Genomic DNA, 18328 nt, shown 5'->3' on the forward strand with positions numbered 1-18328 from the left:
CATGTATTACGACTTGATCGCCAGCCTGCCGCACCTGCCGCATTTTCTGTCGGCAGAACACTGCCCCATTACACCCTTGCGGTTGCGACAACGTTTGGGACTGCTTCGTCCAGGCGACGCCGAGTTGCTGCAGCGAGTTTGGCCGCTCGTTCAGTGGCGCGGCGATGGATTGGCCATCGAGTCAGATCATGTGATCACGGAACGCTATCGCCAGTTGGTCGAATCACCTGTGCCGGGACCGCTTCGCGGCTACTTGGACTATCGCATGACACAACAAACCCTGCTGGCGGCGCTCCGTCGGAAGCAGGCTGCGATGGGGCCGCCAGCGACGGCGTTGTTTGCGGATTCTTCGAGCCCGATTCATCAGATTTCCCGGAACTGGGAAAAGCCAGATTTTGGATTGGCAAACGTTTACCCCTGGCTGACCGGAGCGTCCGATCAACTGGCCAGTGGTGACGCACTGGGCTTGGAACAGACAATGGTGGAATTGAACTGGCGCTGGCTAAGTCGGATGGCCGACCAATCCGTGTTCGGCTTCGCCGCGGTGGTCTCCTTCGTCTTCAAATGGGATCTGCTTCGGTCCTGGCTGGCCAATGATTCGGCAGAAGCGAAACAGCGTTTTCAAAAATTGATTGATAGGGTGACGCATGTCGCAGACTGATGACCGAAAGAGTGCCGGGCGAACCGCTACTGTCGTGCAAGTGCGTGAAAGCTTGGTGCTGATCCAGATCGATGAAGATGCGTCGGTCATGAAGAACGAAGTCGGCTATGTTTGTGTCGGCGACGAAAGGCTGAAAGCGGAGGTCTTACGAATTCGCGGACGTACCGCCGACATGCAAGTGTTCGAGGACACCACCGGGGTTCGGGTGGGTGACCGAGTCGAAATGACCGACGAGATGTTGTCGGCGACTTTGGGACCTGGGTTGTTGGGACGTGTTTTCGACGGCTTGCAAAATCCGCTGCACGAACTGGCGCAGCAACATGGATTTTTCCTTCCACGTGGCGTTTCCGTTGAACCGCTGGACATGAACCAACGATGGGAATTTACACCCGCCGTGTCCGTTGGCCAACGCGTCGCGCCGGGTGGCGTCTTGGGGACCGTTCCCGAGGGACCCCTGACACACAAAATCTTGGTTCCTTTCGGCGAATCGGATTCCGTCACCGTGACTTGGATCGCAGAGGGAAAGCATTCGTTGAGTGATCCGATCGCACGTATCGAGTCGGCGGGCCAGGAACGCGACGTTACGATGATGCAACGTTGGCCGGTGCGGCGTCCGGTTCCCGGATCGCTGCTGCGTCGGAATTTTGCCGAACGGTTGTATCCGCAGGAACCGTTGACGACCGGGACTCGGATCATTGACACCTTTTTTCCGATCGCCTCTGGCGGAACCGGATGCATACCTGGCCCGTTTGGTGCCGGCAAAACGGTGTTACAAAGCACGATCGCGCGTTATTCGACCGTGGATGTCGTCGTCGTGGTTGCCTGTGGCGAACGAGCGGGCGAAGTCGTGGAAACGATCACGCTGTATCCTGAGACGGAAGATCCACGCACCGGTGGCACTTTGATGGATCGAACCATCATCATTTGCAACACGTCATCGATGCCGGTCGCTGCCCGGGAGGCATCCATTTACATGGGAGTGACGCTGGCGGAGTACTATCGACAAATGGGGCTGAGCGTTTTGTTGATCGCCGATTCGACATCCCGCTGGGCACAAGCGATGCGGGAGACGTCGGGACGGATGGAAGAGATTCCCGGTGAAGAAGCGTTTCCCGCTTACCTGGATTCATCCGTCAAAAACGTTTACGAGCGAGCGGGCGTGATTCGCTGTCCGGATGGTTCGGAGGGCAGTTTGACGATGATCGGAACGGTATCACCGGCCGGCGGAAATTTCGAAGAACCCGTCACGCAATCCACCCTGGGGACGGTCAAGACCTTCCTGGGGTTGTCGTATGATCGCGCCTACAAACGCTTTTACCCGGCGATCGACCCGCTAATTTCTTGGTCTCGATACCTGGACCAGTTGGCGCCATGGCTGAGCGAAAACTTGGATGCCGATTGGATCGGCGACGTCAAACGACTGCACGAGCTATTGCAGCAAGGAGAGTCGATCAACCAAATGATGCAAGTGACCGGCGAAGAGGGAATCACGCTGGAAGACTTCATCACTTGGCAGAAATCCGTCCTCGTGGACATGGCGTATTTGCAACAAGACGCGTTTGACGAAGTCGACGCATGCATGTCCCGCGACCGGCAACTGGAATCGCTCAGGCTGCTGATGCGTTTGGTCGATCGTGATGATGAACTTGAAAGCCGCGAGGAGGTTCGCGAACTGTATACTCGACTGATCGGGTTGTACAAAAACTGGAACTACAGTGCGCCCGGAACGCCGGACTACGAAAGCTATCGAGAACAAATCGAAGCGATCGCAAGCCGAACGTGATCTTGGTTGAACGACGCCGACATTTGTGGTGGTTTGGGGCCCAGATTTCCAATCCAGAGACTTCTTGGCGGAAAGTTGGATTGAATGCGAGATTCAAATTTGATCGATCGGATTGGACAAGGGATTTAATGTCATGAACCAACATCCCGATACCGGACAACCGTCACCGCTGGGGGCCACCGTCGTTGATGGCGGCGTCAATTTCAGTTTGTACTCTCGCGTCGCAGCAGGTGTCGAACTGCTGTTGTTTGACCGCGAGGATGACGACGTTCCCGCTCAAGTGATCGCCTTTCATCCGGAATCCAATCGAACCTATCACTATTGGCACCGAATGGTTCCCGGGATCAAAGCCGGTCAACTGTATGGGTTTCGTGTGCATGGTCAGACCACCGTCACGTACGGGGCGCGTCCGGATCCCGAAAAAGTCTTGCTGGACCCCTACGGACGTGGCGTCGTTGTACCCAACGGCTACAGTCGTGATGCCGCTTCCAATCCCGGTGACAATTCGTCAACGGCCATGAAGAGCGTCGTCGTCGATGCGTCAGATTACGACTGGGAAGGCGACCAGCCATTACGGCGGCCCGCCGCGCAAACCATCATTTACGAAATGCACGTTGGTGGATTCACGCGTGATTCGCGATCGGGAGTTTCGCCGTCGAAACAGGGGACCTACGCCGGACTGATCGAAAAAATCCCTTATTTGAAAGAATTGGGCATTACGGCGGTGGAACTGTTGCCCGTATTTCAGTTTGATGCGCTGGACGCACCGGACGGAAAAAAGAATTACTGGGGATATGCCCCGATTTCGTTCTTTGCGCCGCACGCTGCCTATAGTTCGCGTCAGGATCCGCTGGGACCGGTCTGTGAGTTCCGTGATATGGTGAAAGCACTGCACCGTGCCGGAATCGAAGTCATCTTGGATGTCGTTTACAACCATACCGCTGAAGGAAACGAGCGCGGACCCACTTTGTCATTTCGTGGGATCGATCGATCCACGTATTACATTTTGCACGATGACCATTATGCGAATTACACCGGATGTGGGAATACGCTGAATGCTAACCATCCGATCGTCCGCCGTATGATCGTCGACAGCTTGCGCTATTGGGTGCGTGAGATGCACGTCGACGGATTCCGATTTGACTTGGCGTCGATCCTATCACGAGATTCAGACGGAGTCCCGCTGCCGAACCCACCGGTGCTGTGGGACATCGAATCGGATCCGCAACTGGCGGGGACGAAATTATTGGCCGAAGCCTGGGACGCGGCAGGTCTTTATCAGGTCGGCAGCTTCGTGGGGGATGCCTGGCGGGAGTGGAATGGCCGATTTCGCGACGACGTACGTGATTTTTTTCGTTGCCAGCCAGGGTCAGTGCGGCGGATCGCCGACCGCATTGTCGGTAGTCCCGAATTGTATGGTCACAAGCTGCGGGAACCGGAACAAAGTGTTAACTTCGTCACCTGCCACGATGGTTTCACTCTGAACGATTTGGTTTCCTACAACGAAAAACACAACGAAGCCAACGGTGAACAGAACCGTGACGGTTGCAATGACAATCGAAGTTGGAATTGCGGAGTGGAGGGGCCGACAGATGACCCAGAGATTGAAAGGCTTCGGAATCGTCAAATCAAAAATATGCTGACGGTGACCATGCTTTCGTTGGGGATTCCAATGATCACCATGGGCGACGAAGTGCGGCGGACGCAAAACGGAAACAATAACGCGTATTGCCAAGACAACGAAATCAGTTGGTTCGACTGGTCATTGCTGGAACAGCATGCTGACATTCACCGGTTTGTTCAAGTATTCTGCGACCAGCGTGTTCGACGAACAACGGTCCACGAACGGGAACGAGTCACGTTGGTCGATCTGTTGTGTGAGGCCAATGAAACTTGGCATGGTGTGAAGTTGAACCAACCTGATTGGAGCGATTCATCCCATTGTTTGGCGCTTCACGCGCAGCTGCAAAGTGCCGAAATCTACTTTCACCTGATCTTGAACGCGTATTGGCAACCGATGGAATTTGAATTGCCGCCGTTGGACGTCGGGCCGTGGCGGCGGTGGATCGATACGTCGCTGGAGTCGCCCGATGACATCGTTCATCAGGACTGTGCCCCGACGGTGGCAACGAACCACTATCTCGCCGAATCGCATTCGGTTGTCATGCTGATTTCTGGTGGAGGTCTTTCATGATGTCACCGTGGGGAACACCAGTCGCTTGTACATCACATGGGCGTCCACCAACCCTTGGTCGGCATGGCGAAAAGCGTCTGGCAACGTGCCGACGATTTCGAAGCCGAGCTTCTGCCACAATCGCACCGCCACCTCGTTGACCGCAACGACCAAGTTGAACTGCATGGCGGTGTAGCCGAGCTTCACGGCTTCTTGTTGTGAGTGTTTGCACATGGCCGTTGCCGTTCCACGTCCTCGTGCCTGCGGCGATACGACGTAACCACAATTACAGATATGCGAACCCAAATCAGGCTGATTCGGCTTGAGGTAGTACGTGCCGAGGATGCCCAGGTTTGAATCAACGGCCACATAGGTATGGGCCGGATTGTTGATCCAAATCTGATAGGCTTCGTCTTCGTCGATCGTCGGCGAATAGGGATAGGTGGTGCCGGCACGGAAAACAGGTTCCAGGATCTTCCAGGTGTCAGCCCAGTCATTGTCGGAAAAGAAACGGATTTCAAGCATCGTGATTTGGGTGGTGTGCTAGACGCCGATCGGACGGGGGACGCGACCGTGCATTCGGATGTCGGACGCCGACCTAGACGTGAGGCAACCGAAGCCGAATTTATCCGAGTTTATTCGTTTATTCGGCCGCAGCAGAAGTCGTGGCCATTCGTTGGGCGGATGCTTCCCGTTGTTTGGCGTCCAAGGCGCTTCGTAACTGGTCGATCCGTTTGTCAAACGAGCGTCGACCGACCAAATTTTCTTTTTCCAGCGGATCGTTCTGTAGATCGTATAACTCTTCACCGTCAGGCCAACGTGCGTATCGCCAATGTTGGTTGCGAATCGCATAGCCAAGTTTTGGGCCACGTTTGACGACGGTGTAGGCGTATTCTTTTTTGCCTTTCCGTTCCGGGTGATTCAACAGCGGTTGCAAGGAATGTCCTTGCAGCGACGCTGGTGGGGACAGTTGCGTCAGATCCGCGATGGTCGGATAGATATCAATCAGTTCGACCATGGCCTGTGATCGAGTTCCCCGCTGAGTCAATCCCGGTACTCGAATCAAGAATGGGACTCGTGTGCCGATATCAAACAGGGTGACCTTTCCCCATAGAAAGTGGTCGCCGAGGTGATAACCGTGATCGGAGGTGAAGATCACGATGGTGTCGTCCCAGTGTCCCGAATTTTTCAAAGAATCGAAGACGAGTTTCAGCTGTGAATCGATGAATGAAACGCATGCGTGGTAGGCCTGCATGTACTTTCGACGCAGGTCATCATTTTCGACTCCCAGTTCAAATCCAAAGGCTTCGTATCGTTTGGAAATGGCAGTGCCGGGGATGGAATCCCACAGCTTTGGGCGGTCAGGAACGTAGGTGATTTCGGCGACGGGGTATCGATCAAAATACTTGCCGGGCGCTAGAAATGGTACGTGTGGTTTTTGAATGCCACAGGCGATGAAGAATGGTTGGTCACCGTTGGCTTTGTTGGCCAACCATTGCTGGACTTGGCGTACGTTCTTTCCGTCTTTGTGTTGATGATCGTCCAGTCCGCTGCGGCCGTAACCGGGGGGCGTCTGGGCGTTCAACTTGGCAGAAACGGATCTTTGAATTTCTTTCCAGGCTTTTCGGTTTGTGCGATCCGTCACACTGCCGTGTTCGGCTTCGAACCGGATTCGTGCATCGCGAACCACCGGCAATTCGTCGTTATCAAAGCGGACGAATTCGTCCCATGCGGTTGCCCCGTGCTCGTGTCGGGGCGAATGAAAAACTTTCCCAACGCTGGCGGTCCAGTATCCGTTTTGCTTTAAAAACTGTGGCAGCGTCGTGGTTCCAGGACGCTCGTTTCGGATGTCCGCGGTGTTATCCAAGACACCGGTCGATTGGGGATACAGCCCGCTGAGCAAGGACGCGCGGGACGGTCCGCAGACGGGATATTGGCAATAGGCTCTTTCGAACGTCATCGCGTCATTGGCAAACGCTGCCAATGTCGGTGTTTGAATCGGCTGATAACCGGCCGGTGAGACGTGCGTATTCAAATCGTCACAAACGATCAGCAGCACGTTGTGTTTCTTGCCGTCCGCGTTGTTTTCCACGGCCTCGTTTGGTTGCCGGTCCACATCATCGAACGTCGACGCAGGGACACTTGGATGGTCCGCTGAGTGTCCATCGCCGGAAAATGCCAATACCAACGAACAGCAAACGAACCGACAAAAGCCATCGCGAAGTGTCATGGTCAGAACCTGGCGTTGGTGGACGGTGTTAATGGGCGGACTGCGTGGCGAAAGGATGTGGCGATGGATCGTTAGGCTGGCGTCAGGTCGGACAAGACCAGTGGAATTTCTTCGAAGACGTCACCGTGTTGGCCGATCAGTCGGAAGGTGACCGTCGGATCGTCGGCGGCCATGTCGAATGTGAATTCACCGAAAGCGATGAAGTCGTTTCCTTTGTCGTCGGTGCCGCTGTAGCCAAACAGTTGATCGGGGCAGTCTTTGACCAAGCCGGCTGGTCCGGAAACGCCGCCTAACGTGGCCGGTTCAAATTCATAGAATGCAAACCCCGATGGGCGGGGAATTCGGAAGCCGCGAGCGCCATGTCGGTCTCCGCAGACCAGCAGAACTCCACTGACGTTTTCTTGTTCGATCAACTGAAAGATTTCTTCACGAGCCTCGGTGTCCCAGCTGCCCCATGAGTCTTTGGCGTTGGAAACATAGTCGCTCCACATCGTTCCGCTACTGATGATCTTGAACGGTGCGTTCGACTTTTGAAGCGTGTTCTTCAGCCAGGCTTGCTGGGTTTCACCCAAATAAGACCCGTATCGATTGCGGCGTGAATTTTGGCGACACGATCGGGTGTCCAGCATGATGATTTCAATCGGGCCGATGCGTGTGTTGAAATAGATGCCGTCTCGTTGGTCATCGGCGGGCGGGTTGTTCCAGTTTTCATGCCATACCGACCGAACGCCATCACGATCCGCATCCGTGAAACGTTTGGGCACGCCGCTGAGGTCGTTGTTGAAGTAGTCGTGATCATCCCATGAGGCATACAGGGGGACTTGCGATGCAAGTGTACGCCAAGCGTTGGATACATCACGCAATTGATAGTCAGCACGATGCATGGCGATGTTGCCTTCGCGGTCATCCACCGCGATGTCACCGAGTAGCATCATTGCATGAGGGTGACGCCCGACGATCTGGCGAAACAGGTTCAGGTTGTGAACGCCGATTTTGTGACAGCAGGATCCGAAAGCGATTCGGACCGTGTCACTTGCGGTATCCAACGGCGCGGTGGTGAAATTTCCTTCGGCGGCCAAATGGTCGCCGACATGCAGTTGGTAGTCGTAGCCGGTGTTGGGGGCCAATCCGGTGATCGATAGACGCAATGCTTGGCCGGGGTGATCAACCTGCCCTTGGAACGTCTTGCCGGCGACGGCGATCGAGCATGTTTGCGTGGTCGCCGGGCGCAACCAAATTGTGACACCATTGCTGTGGAGATCACCCAACATCGGGCCGCCCATGAGATGCAACCGATGATGCTTTGCCGCATCGACAATGGCTTGGTCGGTGAATTCTGCGGTCGGGTTGTCGGCAAACACTTTGCGTGCATCGAGATAGAACTGTCGCAGGTTGGCCGGCGGCGGTCCGTAGCTGTCAAGCAATTGGGTGTCGATATCCAAAGTGCCTTTGTGAGCATTCTTCAGCGTGACACGGAATTGTCGGTCGACGGCGTCTCCGAGAGCCAATTTGCAAGACGTCAACAGAGAACCGAGAGTGATCAGAAATGGTCGGCGTTTCATGGTCGTGTCGGGCGAGTGGGATGCTGATGGACGGAGGCCAACGGCAGGCGGGACAGGAATCGTGCGGTAGCGATCGTGTGATCAGTAGCATAGCCCAGCCGCCCAACGCACGTTGGGAGGTGCGCACGGGGGTACGATGGTCCAAGAATTTCGCCGAAGCGTTGAAGGCACCGTTGTCCCGTTGCGGTGGAACGTTCTGGTCCGACGCCGCCTAAGATTCGACGTCTTCGTCGAACACCGGATGATCCAGTCCGTGGTCCAAGTCGGCTTCGGCCGCTTGGATGCTTTTTGCAATCGCCCCCACGCGGCGGGTCAACCCGATGTGAAAGATACCGTCGCCTTCGTCGATGACGCCGTTGCGTAATCGACCGATAACGACGCCGGAATGCGTGGCAAAGATGGGCGTTTTCTGGCGTCCCAGCGGATCGCCGATCTTTCCAAGAATCATGCCCTCTTCGACGAAGGCTCCTAAATTTACCGAGGGCAAAAACAGCCCGCCCCGCGGTGCACGTTGCCAAGTGGTTTGTTCGCAGAAGACGGTTTTGCCGCGTGTTTCGGTGCGTTTTGCTTGCGGTAACATTTGCAAGTGACGCATGACCGACAGCACACCGTTGATGGCCAACTGGACGGGAGCCGGTTCCAAAATGCCCGCTTCGCCGCCCTCGTACATCAGTTGCACCATGCCTTGACGACCGAACACGTCACGAAAGGATCCTTCGCGAACCGTCGAAGCAATCGTCACAGGCGCGCAGAACACTTCGGCCAGTTCCTTGGCGCCGGGGACATCGTCGCTGTAGCGAATTTGGGGCAGATTGGGACGGTTGACCGCACCGGTGTGCAGATCGATGGCATGAGTGCACTGGTTAGCGATTTCCTTGGTCAAAAGATCGGCCAAGCGTGCGCCAAAGGAACCATTCTTTGATCCGGGAAATAAACGGTTCAAATCACGTCGATCCGGCAGGTAGCGACTGCGGTTGACGAAGGCCGGCAGGTTGACGACCGGGATCAATATCAAGTCGCCCGCCAAATGACGCATCCGTCGATTCAGCAGACGCCGAATCGCTTCGGTGCCGTTGATTTCATCGCCGTGGATGGCGGCCGTGACCAGCAATCGAGGTCCCGGTTTTTCGCCGCGGCGAACATGCACGGTCAGATCCAAGACTTGGTGGGTGACCAAATGACCCACTGGCAAGTCAATCGTTTGGCGTTGTCCCGGCATCAAACGATGGGGGCCAATGCACAATGGTTGATCAAAGTTGTCGTTCGGCATTCAACAGGCTCGCGGCATTGCCCCATGTCCCTTAAATTCTACCGCGGTCATCGGCGAAGCAAATCGGGCATCGGGAAAGTCGCCATGCCCCGAGGCAAAAGCGGTCCGGCTAGGTCGGTCCGCCGTCGCTGGACTCGTGTATCAAACGTCGGCTTGGGTGATAGGTGAAGCGTAATGTTGGTTCCGATTATCGTTGGAATCGGATTGACGATCGTCACCGTCGCCATCCACGCGGCGGGGACGGTGTATTGGATTCGAAATCTGTTCAAGCACCGTGATCATTTCCACGCCCGGATGAGCTTCGGAGCGGTGTTGGACATCTTGGCCCGAACGGCGGCGACGCTACTGGTGATGCATATCATCGAAGTGTTGGTTTGGGCGGCGCTGTATTGGTGGATGCAGTCCGAAACGCTGATCAATACCTTTGAAGACGCGATGTACTTTTCCGCCGTCACGTTCACATCGCTTGGCTATGGAGACATCGTCGTCCAGTCTCATTGGCGGATCGCGGCGGGGATCCAGGCGATGACGGGGTTGTTGGTTTTCGGCTGGAGTACGGCGTTGCTGTTTGCCGTGGTTCAGCGACTGATCGTCATCGAAGAATTGCATTTCGAATCTCTGCCCAAATTGAACGATGCCGAAACGAGCGGCGGTCTTCCGACTCAGGGTTCGTCGGCGCCGATCAATCGTAACGTTACCGAAGGCAGTGATTCCGGTTCGGCTCCGTAAGCGGTCAAACCAAGTCGCTGGGCCGCGCTGCCATTGCAAACGGCAAATTCCACACGGCCACCGGACCCCGATAAGACGACCATTTCGCCCGGCGTTGCGTCCCCGTAGGTGGCAACCGATCGCACCGAGATGGGCGTCGATTCATTGGGACAATCGATCCAAGCATCTGTGATGGTGTGCCCCGACGGACAATCAGCCGTGTGGATGTTTGTGATTAGATTTCCAAAGGAGTCTGCGTACAGCACTTTCCCGCGGATTTCGGTGGATCCCGAGGTTGCGTCGGATCGGTGTTCCGGTTTGGGAAGCGTGAAGCGAACTGGATCGATGCGACGTTCGCCCAGTTCGGACAACGGAATTCCGCCTGCGATCGCGGCGGCGGCCGGGGCCATCAGATCGCGGCCGTGAAAAGTATTGGAGACATCCCGCACTGTTCGCATCGCGGTTTCATCCAAGTGCCAGGCGTCGACAATGTTCAGCAAACTGAACAAACCGTTATCGGGTCCGACAATGAAGTGTTGGTCGTTGATCCCCGATTGGTTGGGGCATTCGAATGTGCCGACCAAGATTTTGCGGGATGTTCCCACCCCCGGATCGATGACGGCCAAGTGAACCGAACCGCTGGGGAACCAAGGCAATGTGTCGGCCAACCAAATCGCGGCGGCGGTAATGTTTTGCGGTGGAACATCGTGGGTGACGTCCACCAGGACACTGTCGGGCGAACGCCGCAGCAAGACGGCTTTCATCTGGGCGACGTAGCCGGCGGTTGCTCCAAAGTCGGTGGTAAGCGTGATGATCGCCAAAGGTCGGCTCCTGCATGAACCTGCGAAATCGGTATGCTTGGCATCGCCACGCGGGACTATTTCGAATCGTCCACGCCCACGACGACACCTGACAGACTTTCTCGCAATCCATCTGCTTCGACAAGACACGCACGATGCCCACCGCTTTGACCATTGCCGCACACCACGACGACATCGAATTTCTGATGGCAGGAACGATGATTCTGCTGAAGCAGCGTGGTTGGGACCTGCACTACATGGACATCGCCGATGGGTGCCGTGGGTCGACCGTGACCGATCGCGAAGAAACGGCACAAATTCGTTTGAACGAAGCACGTCAGGCTGCCGAATCGCTGGGCGCGGTCTTTCACCCACCGATTTGTCCGGACATGGAAATCCACTATCGCACCGATTTGTTGCGAAAGGTCGCTGCGGTTGTCCGGCAAGTGCAGCCGAGCGTGATTTTGACGCATTCGCCGATCGATTACATGGAAGACCACGAGAATGCTTGTCGTCTGGCCGTCGGCGCAGCGTTCGCACACGGCATGCCTAACCTGGAAAGTGATCCGCCGGTGGGCACCTACGACGATCCCGTGACGGTTTATCACGCTCAGCCGGTCGGCAATCGCCAGCCGACCGGCGAATTGGTGGTTCCGCATTTTTATGTGGACATCAGTGACGTGATCGACAAAAAACAGCAGGCATTGGCCTGTCATGAAAGTCAAAAGGTCTGGCTGGACCAGTCCCAAGGCATGGACAGTTACCTGCAAACCATGCGCGACGGATCGGCAGAGGTCGGCCGGATGAGCGGTCGGTTCGCTTTTGCCGAAGGATGGCGTCGGCGTGAACACTGGGGGTTCTGTGGCCGCGATGACGACCCGTTGCGAGACGCCTTGGCGGATATGATTGCCCCTGGCAAACCACGCGGCGAGGTCGGAAAGGGCTAGGATGTGGATTCCCACCGGCACCGGTCTGCTGTCTATCGTTGATGATGTCGCCATCGGTTCGAAATGGTCGACAGGTGCCGGGGCCCCGCGAAAGTCTTGCCCTCCCCTGCCCAGTGAGATGTTGTGATGTTTTCTTGTCGACGATTGGCTGACCGACGTGTGATCGGGTTGGTCGGTATTTGGATCATGGGTCTGGCCTTTGCCGTCGATGTATGCGGCGATGATTCCCGCAGAACCAATGTCGTGTTGGTCATGGCCGACGACATGGGATGGGCACAGACGGGGTACTATCAACATCCGATTTTGAAGACGCCGCATTTGGATGAAATGAGCCGGCATTCGATTCGCTTCGATCGGTTCTATGCCGGCGCACCGGTTTGTTCGCCGACCCGTGCAAGCGTATTGACCGGACGCAACAACGATCGCACCGGCACCCTGAGCCATGGATATCCGCTGCGACACCAGGAAGTCACGATCGCACAGTTGTTGAAGAAGTCCGGATACACAACAGGCCACTTTGGGAAATGGCATTTGAATGGTTTGCGGGGACCCGGTGTTCCCGTTTTGCATACCGATTCGCATCACCCCGGTCACTTCGGGTTCGACCAATGGATTTCGGTGACCAATTTTTTCGATCGCGACCCGATCATGAGCCATCGCGGCAGCTTCGTCGAATACGAGGGGGATTCGTCAGAAATTGTTGTCGATCAAGCTTTGGAATTCATCAGTCGCCAAGCAAAGAGTGACCAACCGTTTCTGGCGGTGATCTGGTACGGAACGCCACACAGCCCTTTCCACGCCGCTGAAGCGGATATGGAGGGCTTTGAGGATTTGGATGAAGCATCGAGAAATCATTATGGTGAATTGGTGGCCATGGACCGCAGTATCGGAACCCTGCGTCAGGGTTTGCGAGACGCGGGAATCGCGGACGAAACGATCTTGTGGTTTTGCAGTGACAACGGGGGACTGCCAAAAATCAAGCCATCGTCGACCGGACCGCTGCGAGGCAACAAAGGCACGATTTATGAAGGCGGATTGCTGGTCCCGGCATTGTTGGAATGGCCCGATCGCGTCGACCAGCCGCAGACTTTGATGACGCGAAGTGGGACGTTCGACATCCTGCCCACGATCTTGGATGCGTTGGGAATGAAAGACATCCAGCCTGATCGCCCGATCGATGGGATCAGCCTGATGCCGATGATTGATGCGGCGGTTGCGGGTGAACCGATTCCACCACGCACGAAGCCGCTGAACTTTCGCCATTCCGGTCGTTTGGCTGTGATTGATGGTGATTTGAAATTGCTGACGACCGACATTCGCAAGGGCAATTTTGAACTTTACGACCTGGCGAATGATCTTTCCGAAACCAATGACTTGTTTGATTCGCGACCTGATGACGCCAAGCGTTTGATGGAAAAACTGATCCAGTGGAATCAGTCGGTCCAGGACAGCATTGAAGGAATTGAGTATCCCGAAGGACGTTTGTTGCCGGGAGATCCGCCGTCGCGATTCTGGAATGAGACGCCTGAGTATCAGCCGTACATTGAACAGTGGCGACAACGACCGGAGTACGGTGATTGGCTGGCCAAGCGTCGGTCGTCGAAAAAGGCGAGCAAGTGATCGGCCGGCGACGTGATCAACGGTGATAGGAACGGTCCGCGTTTTCGTGATTCAAACGCATGCAAACTAGCGGAACCGGAACAGACCGTTGAGCCAACGGTAACATCGGCCGGCCAATGAGATCGGTTCCGCGTCGATTTTGGCCCGAACCGTCGCGCCGGTGACCATGCGAAGCGATGGCTGGTCCAACAAGACACTGACCAGATACGAGGTGGATCTGGGATCGGTTTGACGCGCGGCTTCGGGATCGTCACGGCGTTCGGCATGCTCGTTCGCGTTCCATCGTTGTCGAGCGATTTGCACCACTTTTCCCGACATCCACTGGTCGGGGGCGGCATTCATGATCAGGCGGACGCGATTGCCGATCTTCAGACGGTGGATGTTCGATTGTTGGGCAATCAAGTTAGCGTTCCAGCGATTGCCCACTGCGATGCTAATCAGTTCCGTGCCGGCTTCCAAAGTGCAGCCCGCGTTTTCAGGTAACGTTGGGTCACCCTGCCACCCCGTCAAACGAACGTCATCGGTCGTCTGAACGCGTCGAGGCGGTTCTAGTACGACGCCGGCGAATTCGGATCGAATGGTCAATGCTTCGACTCGTTGATCGGCTCGCGCCTTCTGATCGATAAGGTCGGCCAGCAAGGCTTCGGCCGCTGGCAATTGGTTGGCAACGACGGGGTTGCTGACGGTCGTGTCTTTCAGTGCTTGTACCACGGCTTGTTGGGACCCAACGCGTCCGGATGCCATGACTTGTTGCAATTCGGTTTCTTCATTGGACAGTGTCGCGATCACTTGGCCTTTTTCGATCGGATCGCCGGGGCGGACGGACAGCGATTCCAGATCGCCGGTGGTCGACACGAACACGCGGGCTTCCTGCGCCGGTGCGATGCGACCGGTCGCCGTTACGCGGGATGAATAGGGAATCAACGCGGCGATGCCCAGGGCCGCTGTCGCCACGACGCTGATCCAAAGTCGGTGCATTTTGATTTGGTGCCGCTGTTGAGGGTTTTGAAGAAAACGTCGGGGGCCACGCAGCATTGTTGAAATCATCATGGCCGCTGCGAAAACGCAAAGGGTTTTGCCCAGCGATTCCAAGCCATAGGGTCGCAACGCGTACGCGACGAACCACAAGATGACCAGCGTCAATGTCCACCGGTAAACAAACGCCGCGATGGCATAGACGGCCAACACGGTCCGGTACCGCCAGGTTTCCATTGAAGGCTGGGGATCGCGGATGCCGAGAAAATGGTTGGAAGCCAGGGACGATAGCCAACGATTGGCTTGCTGCGACAGATTGGGGATGTCCAATAGATCCGAAAGGACGTAGTAGCCGTCGTAACGCAGCAACGGATTGGCATTAAAGACAACCGTGCTGATGCCACAAACCAGCATCACATTCATGGCCACGTAATGGACCAAGCCTGGGCCGGACAAGAACCAGATCCATGCGGCCAAAGACGCCAAAATGACTTCGACCGCCATGCCGGCCAGACCGATCGAAGCTCGCGCGAATCGATTGGGCAACATCCATGAATCGGTGGTGTCACAGTACAACGCCGGTGTGAACACCAACAGCATGGGGCCGATCTGGTGGCATTCTCCGCCGAAATGTTTGCAAACTAACGCGTGACCCAATTCATGTGCGACTTTCGTTAAGCCGATCACTGCCATCAAGGTCACGACGGCGTCCAGCTGAAGCCAGCGATGCATGTCTGGAAATTCTGCGGCGAATCGTGATGCTGAAATCAGCATGATGATGCCGGCGGAAACGGCCAATGCAATCCAGAACGCCAGGCATGCGGGCTGTAACAGCGGCCGCACCCATGGATAAACACGACGCAAAAGTGGTTCGGGATCGACACCGGGAAAACGAATGAACAGCAGGCTGCTGAAACGCTGTTTCCATTGATCGGCTTGGTGCTTTCGCCGTTTTCGCAGCAGTTGATCGGCCTGTCCGGCAGCTTGGCTGATCAACAATCCGCTTTGATAGAAACGGAACAGCAGCCGATTCAATTCGGGTTCGGTCACGCGTCGTGGTGCAAAGCGTTTCTCGTAGCGTTTGCGAAGTTCCGTCAGGTCGGAAACGTCCTGCAGTTGCGATAGCACGAAATACTCGTCCGGTCGCATGCGATGATATTGCAGCGAAACCGGATCCTTGGCGACGAACGCCGATTCGTGGGCGTGCATCGTCTGGACGAATTGCAGGTCGGGACGACAGCGGACGTGAATGCGTTGTGACATTCTTCTGGTCACGCCGAGAGATGAAAAAGGATGTGTCGATGCACAAAGTCGATCACGTCGCTGAACCAACTGGTCAACAAACGGCGGCGATCACATTGGATCTTGGCGGTGACATCGGCGCCGATCATTGCCGCATCGTTGTTCCAAGGGGCGAAGCCGGACGCCTGGGCGGTGATATCCGCATAGGCGTCGATGACGTATCGGCCTTGCGGATCCAATCGTGTGGCGGTCGCCGTGGATTGCAAAGTGCCGGCGAAACTGAGTTCGGGTTCCGTCGCAATGGCGAACCGAAGTGGCAGTGTTGTGGAACCTTGCATCGATTCCAGCACGGGGCCCGCGTCGGAATCAACGATCGACAAGGTCAATTCCCACGGTCCCTGATCGTCGACGATACGCAACAACGCATCGCCACGGTTGACGGGGCGATCGATCAGACGCTGGCGGATCTGCCAGGCATCGACGCGGCCTCCGATCGGGCTGGTGACCACCAAATCGGATTGTTGCTTTTGCAACAAATCCAACTGAGATTTCAGTCCGGTCAGTTCACTGGACAATTGGCTTTCTTCCAACGCCCAACGTGCTTGCGATGCTGCATCGGCCGAAGGATCCAAACGCATCGCCTGCAGGGAAGCCAAGCGTTGGCTGGCGGTTTGGATACGACCGGCAAGATCTTCGACCTGGCTTTCCAAGTCAGCGTTCTCCAACCGGATCAACGGGACACCGGCCGACACCGTATCACCATCGGCGACCAAGATTTCTTTGACGATACCGTCGATCCCCGCAAACACTTGCTGGCGAATCTTGGGTTCAGCGTGTCCCGACGCGGTGACGGTGTGGTCGACGCGGATCAGCCAAGCGGCGGTCAACAAGGCGAACAGAATGACGAACGTCGCCAGCCAAGCGGCGCGACCGATCGATCCCGTTACACGGCCGATGGCCTTGCGTGTTCGCAGTGCGAAAACGCTTTGGTGTTCGTCGCTGTTTCGCAACGCTAATGCGGATGCATCGGCGACCTCGTGGATCGGGGGGCCGATCGTCGCATCGGGACGTCCTTCGAACGATTCCAGCAACAAAATGCCCAGCAGTCGCCCGTCACCCGACAAGGCGTTTTGAGTTTGTCGCAAAATTAAGGCGTCGACGTCGTCGTCATCGTCGATGCGATCCGACGGCAGCGTCGGGGCGTGGATCGGCAGCATGGCACAGGTGGTGACGCCGGTTTGGTCCAGGTAATCCTCCAGCGGCGTTTGAATTTGTGGCGGCAATTCGCCGGTGTCCGGCAACAGGACCGGACGGTTCAGCACGGCGGCGGCCTTGGCCAGACGCTCGGCAGAAGCCACGCTGTTGCTGCGTCGATCCACCACCGCCACGCTGCTGATTGCGGAAACCACCATCTTGCGACCACGCGGACGCAATAAGGTGACTCGATCCCACTGCAGCAAACGACGGGCTTCGTTGACAATGCGATAGCACGTCGCATTCATGTCCAAGTCGCGGTGCAACGACCGTAATGCTTGACGCGCACCTTCGGTCGACAAGTCCGTCGCTGATTGATCCGAAAGCCTTTGTTCGCCAGAAATGGCTAGCGACCGATCGGGCTCCGGTGCATCGATGTGTGCGTTTTTTTGGAAGTGCCGCAGCCAGGTTCGGCTGGCGGATGCGTACTGGGAAAGACGGCGAAGTTGGTCGACTTGAGTGCGAGGTCCGACGGTGGGTGACATCAGCGGCGCGACGATCAACACGGCGGTCCGATAGGGATCGCTTTCAATTTCCACATGGTATCCGCGAGTGACCGAACCCGGATCGTGGGTGGGGACGGAGCAACCGACGGCAGCCGAGGTGGCGGATTGCAAAAGTCTGCGGATCGCATCACGGTCGATGACGGCGGATGTGGATGGATCGGTGACCAGCATCACCGGCGCGGACCACTGGTGCCAATGCACGGCGACGATGCCGCCATTGAGTGCCTGTTGAAGATCCGTTGCCAAACGCCGAAGAAAGGACTCTGTGTCGCCGCTGGCCGATGCCAAGGCGGCGACGCGAGAATCGATCGATCCGACATCCGCTGGTTCGCCCCCGCCGGTCTGCGTGTCATACCGAAACGGCGCGTCAGAATCAGCCTTGCCGTGCGAGGTGGCCGAGTCGTTGGATGATGACGATGATTCGGCGTTCACAGGTGTGGGCTCGGTAACGAATGGAACGTGCGGCTTCGCGATCAGCGATCGCCCGCGTGAACCGAAGGACCGTTCATCCGGTAACGGTTAGGTTATCCGTTCAATGGTCGAACGAAATCGATCTCCGATAGGACGATCGGGGCCACAAAATCGGTCCAATCAACG

At 56.4% G+C, this 18328-nt stretch carries 13 protein-coding genes; 6 read left to right on the plus strand and 7 right to left on the minus strand.

Annotation, left to right across the window (positions count from 1 at the left end; all coding sequences use genetic code 11):
- Position 1 precedes the first annotated feature (1 nt).
- The 3 genes from HFP54_RS03515 to glgX all read left to right on the plus strand — a co-directional run bounded on the left by HFP54_RS03515 (position 2) and on the right by glgX (position 4638).
- Entirely contained in the window at positions 2-661 is a 660-nt protein-coding gene (locus HFP54_RS03515) for a DUF2764 family protein (RefSeq protein WP_168564048.1), read from the plus strand.
- Entirely contained in the window at positions 648-2444 is a 1797-nt protein-coding gene (locus tag HFP54_RS03520; RefSeq protein WP_168564049.1) for a V-type ATP synthase subunit A, read from the plus strand. The genes HFP54_RS03515 and HFP54_RS03520 overlap by 14 nt, the downstream gene beginning before the upstream one ends.
- Positions 2445-2577: 133 nt before the next feature.
- Complete coding sequence (glgX, locus tag HFP54_RS03525) at positions 2578-4638, plus strand: glycogen debranching protein GlgX (protein WP_168564050.1); 2061 nt, start codon at positions 2578-2580, stop codon at positions 4636-4638.
- Here the strand turns inward: glgX and HFP54_RS03530 are convergent.
- The 4 genes from HFP54_RS03530 to HFP54_RS03545 form a co-directional block, all read right to left on the minus strand.
- Complete coding sequence (locus HFP54_RS03530) at positions 4633-5142, minus strand: GNAT family N-acetyltransferase (RefSeq protein ID WP_168564051.1); 510 nt, start codon at positions 5140-5142, stop codon at positions 4633-4635. The two genes, glgX and HFP54_RS03530, sit on opposite strands and share 6 nt — an antisense overlap.
- Positions 5143-5260: 118 nt before the next feature.
- Positions 5261-6847, minus strand: coding sequence for a sulfatase (locus HFP54_RS03535; protein WP_168564052.1), 1587 nt, complete (start codon positions 6845-6847; stop codon positions 5261-5263).
- Positions 6848-6918: 71 nt separating this feature from the next.
- A complete protein-coding gene (locus HFP54_RS03540) occupies positions 6919-8409 on the minus strand; it encodes an alkaline phosphatase D family protein (RefSeq protein ID WP_206035967.1) in 1491 nt (496 codons plus the stop codon).
- Between the two features lie 211 nt (positions 8410-8620).
- Complete coding sequence (locus HFP54_RS03545) at positions 8621-9679, minus strand: succinylglutamate desuccinylase/aspartoacylase family protein (protein WP_168564053.1); 1059 nt, start codon at positions 9677-9679, stop codon at positions 8621-8623.
- 174 nt (positions 9680-9853) lie between these two features.
- On the opposite strand from HFP54_RS03545, the gene HFP54_RS03550 reads away from it, so the two are divergent.
- Positions 9854-10408: a potassium channel family protein gene (locus tag HFP54_RS03550; RefSeq protein ID WP_168564054.1), complete on the plus strand. Its 555-nt coding sequence runs from the start codon at positions 9854-9856 to the stop codon at positions 10406-10408.
- Here HFP54_RS03550 and HFP54_RS03555 read toward each other — a convergent pair.
- The gene (locus HFP54_RS03555) at positions 10342-11208 is read right to left on the minus strand and encodes an SAM hydrolase/SAM-dependent halogenase family protein (protein ID WP_168564055.1); all 867 of its coding nucleotides are present in this window, start codon (positions 11206-11208) and stop codon (positions 10342-10344) included. The two genes, HFP54_RS03550 and HFP54_RS03555, sit on opposite strands and share 67 nt — an antisense overlap.
- Positions 11209-11342: 134 nt before the next feature.
- On the opposite strand from HFP54_RS03555, the gene HFP54_RS03560 reads away from it, so the two are divergent.
- Both HFP54_RS03560 and HFP54_RS03565 read left to right on the plus strand, forming a co-directional pair.
- Positions 11343-12134 (plus strand): PIG-L deacetylase family protein, encoded by a 792-nt coding sequence (locus tag HFP54_RS03560; protein WP_168564056.1) that lies wholly within the window; start codon positions 11343-11345, stop codon positions 12132-12134.
- Positions 12135-12260: 126 nt separating this feature from the next.
- Positions 12261-13754, plus strand: coding sequence for a sulfatase-like hydrolase/transferase (locus HFP54_RS03565; RefSeq protein ID WP_235951216.1), 1494 nt, complete (start codon positions 12261-12263; stop codon positions 13752-13754).
- A gap of 66 nt (positions 13755-13820) precedes the next feature.
- Here the strand turns inward: HFP54_RS03565 and HFP54_RS03570 are convergent, their stop codons facing one another.
- Positions 13821-15992: a biotin/lipoyl-binding protein gene (locus tag HFP54_RS03570; protein WP_168564057.1), complete on the minus strand. Its 2172-nt coding sequence runs from the start codon at positions 15990-15992 to the stop codon at positions 13821-13823.
- Positions 15993-16000: 8 nt separating this feature from the next.
- Complete coding sequence (locus tag HFP54_RS03575) at positions 16001-18163, minus strand: efflux RND transporter periplasmic adaptor subunit (protein ID WP_168564058.1); 2163 nt, start codon at positions 18161-18163, stop codon at positions 16001-16003.
- Between the last annotated feature and the right edge of the window lie 165 nt (positions 18164-18328).

Source organism: Crateriforma spongiae (assembly GCF_012290005.1).
Taxonomy (GTDB): domain Bacteria; phylum Planctomycetota; class Planctomycetia; order Pirellulales; family Pirellulaceae; genus Crateriforma; species Crateriforma spongiae.

Coding starts and splice junctions, on each gene's coding strand:
- HFP54_RS03515 (WP_168564048.1), top strand. CDS start 2: ATGTATTACGACTTGATCGCCAGCCTGCCGCACCTGCCGCATTTTCTG.
- HFP54_RS03520 (WP_168564049.1), top strand. CDS start 648: ATGTCGCAGACTGATGACCGAAAGAGTGCCGGGCGAACCGCTACTGTC.
- glgX (WP_168564050.1), top strand. CDS start 2,578: ATGAACCAACATCCCGATACCGGACAACCGTCACCGCTGGGGGCCACC.
- HFP54_RS03530 (WP_168564051.1), bottom strand. CDS start 5,142: ATGCTTGAAATCCGTTTCTTTTCCGACAATGACTGGGCTGACACCTGG.
- HFP54_RS03535 (WP_168564052.1), bottom strand. CDS start 6,847: ATGACACTTCGCGATGGCTTTTGTCGGTTCGTTTGCTGTTCGTTGGTA.
- HFP54_RS03540 (WP_206035967.1), bottom strand. CDS start 8,409: ATGAAACGCCGACCATTTCTGATCACTCTCGGTTCTCTGTTGACGTCT.
- HFP54_RS03545 (WP_168564053.1), bottom strand. CDS start 9,679: ATGCCGAACGACAACTTTGATCAACCATTGTGCATTGGCCCCCATCGT.
- HFP54_RS03550 (WP_168564054.1), top strand. CDS start 9,854: ATGTTGGTTCCGATTATCGTTGGAATCGGATTGACGATCGTCACCGTC.
- HFP54_RS03560 (WP_168564056.1), top strand. CDS start 11,343: ATGCCCACCGCTTTGACCATTGCCGCACACCACGACGACATCGAATTT.
- HFP54_RS03565 (WP_235951216.1), top strand. CDS start 12,261: ATGTTTTCTTGTCGACGATTGGCTGACCGACGTGTGATCGGGTTGGTC.
- HFP54_RS03570 (WP_168564057.1), bottom strand. CDS start 15,992: ATGTCACAACGCATTCACGTCCGCTGTCGTCCCGACCTGCAATTCGTC.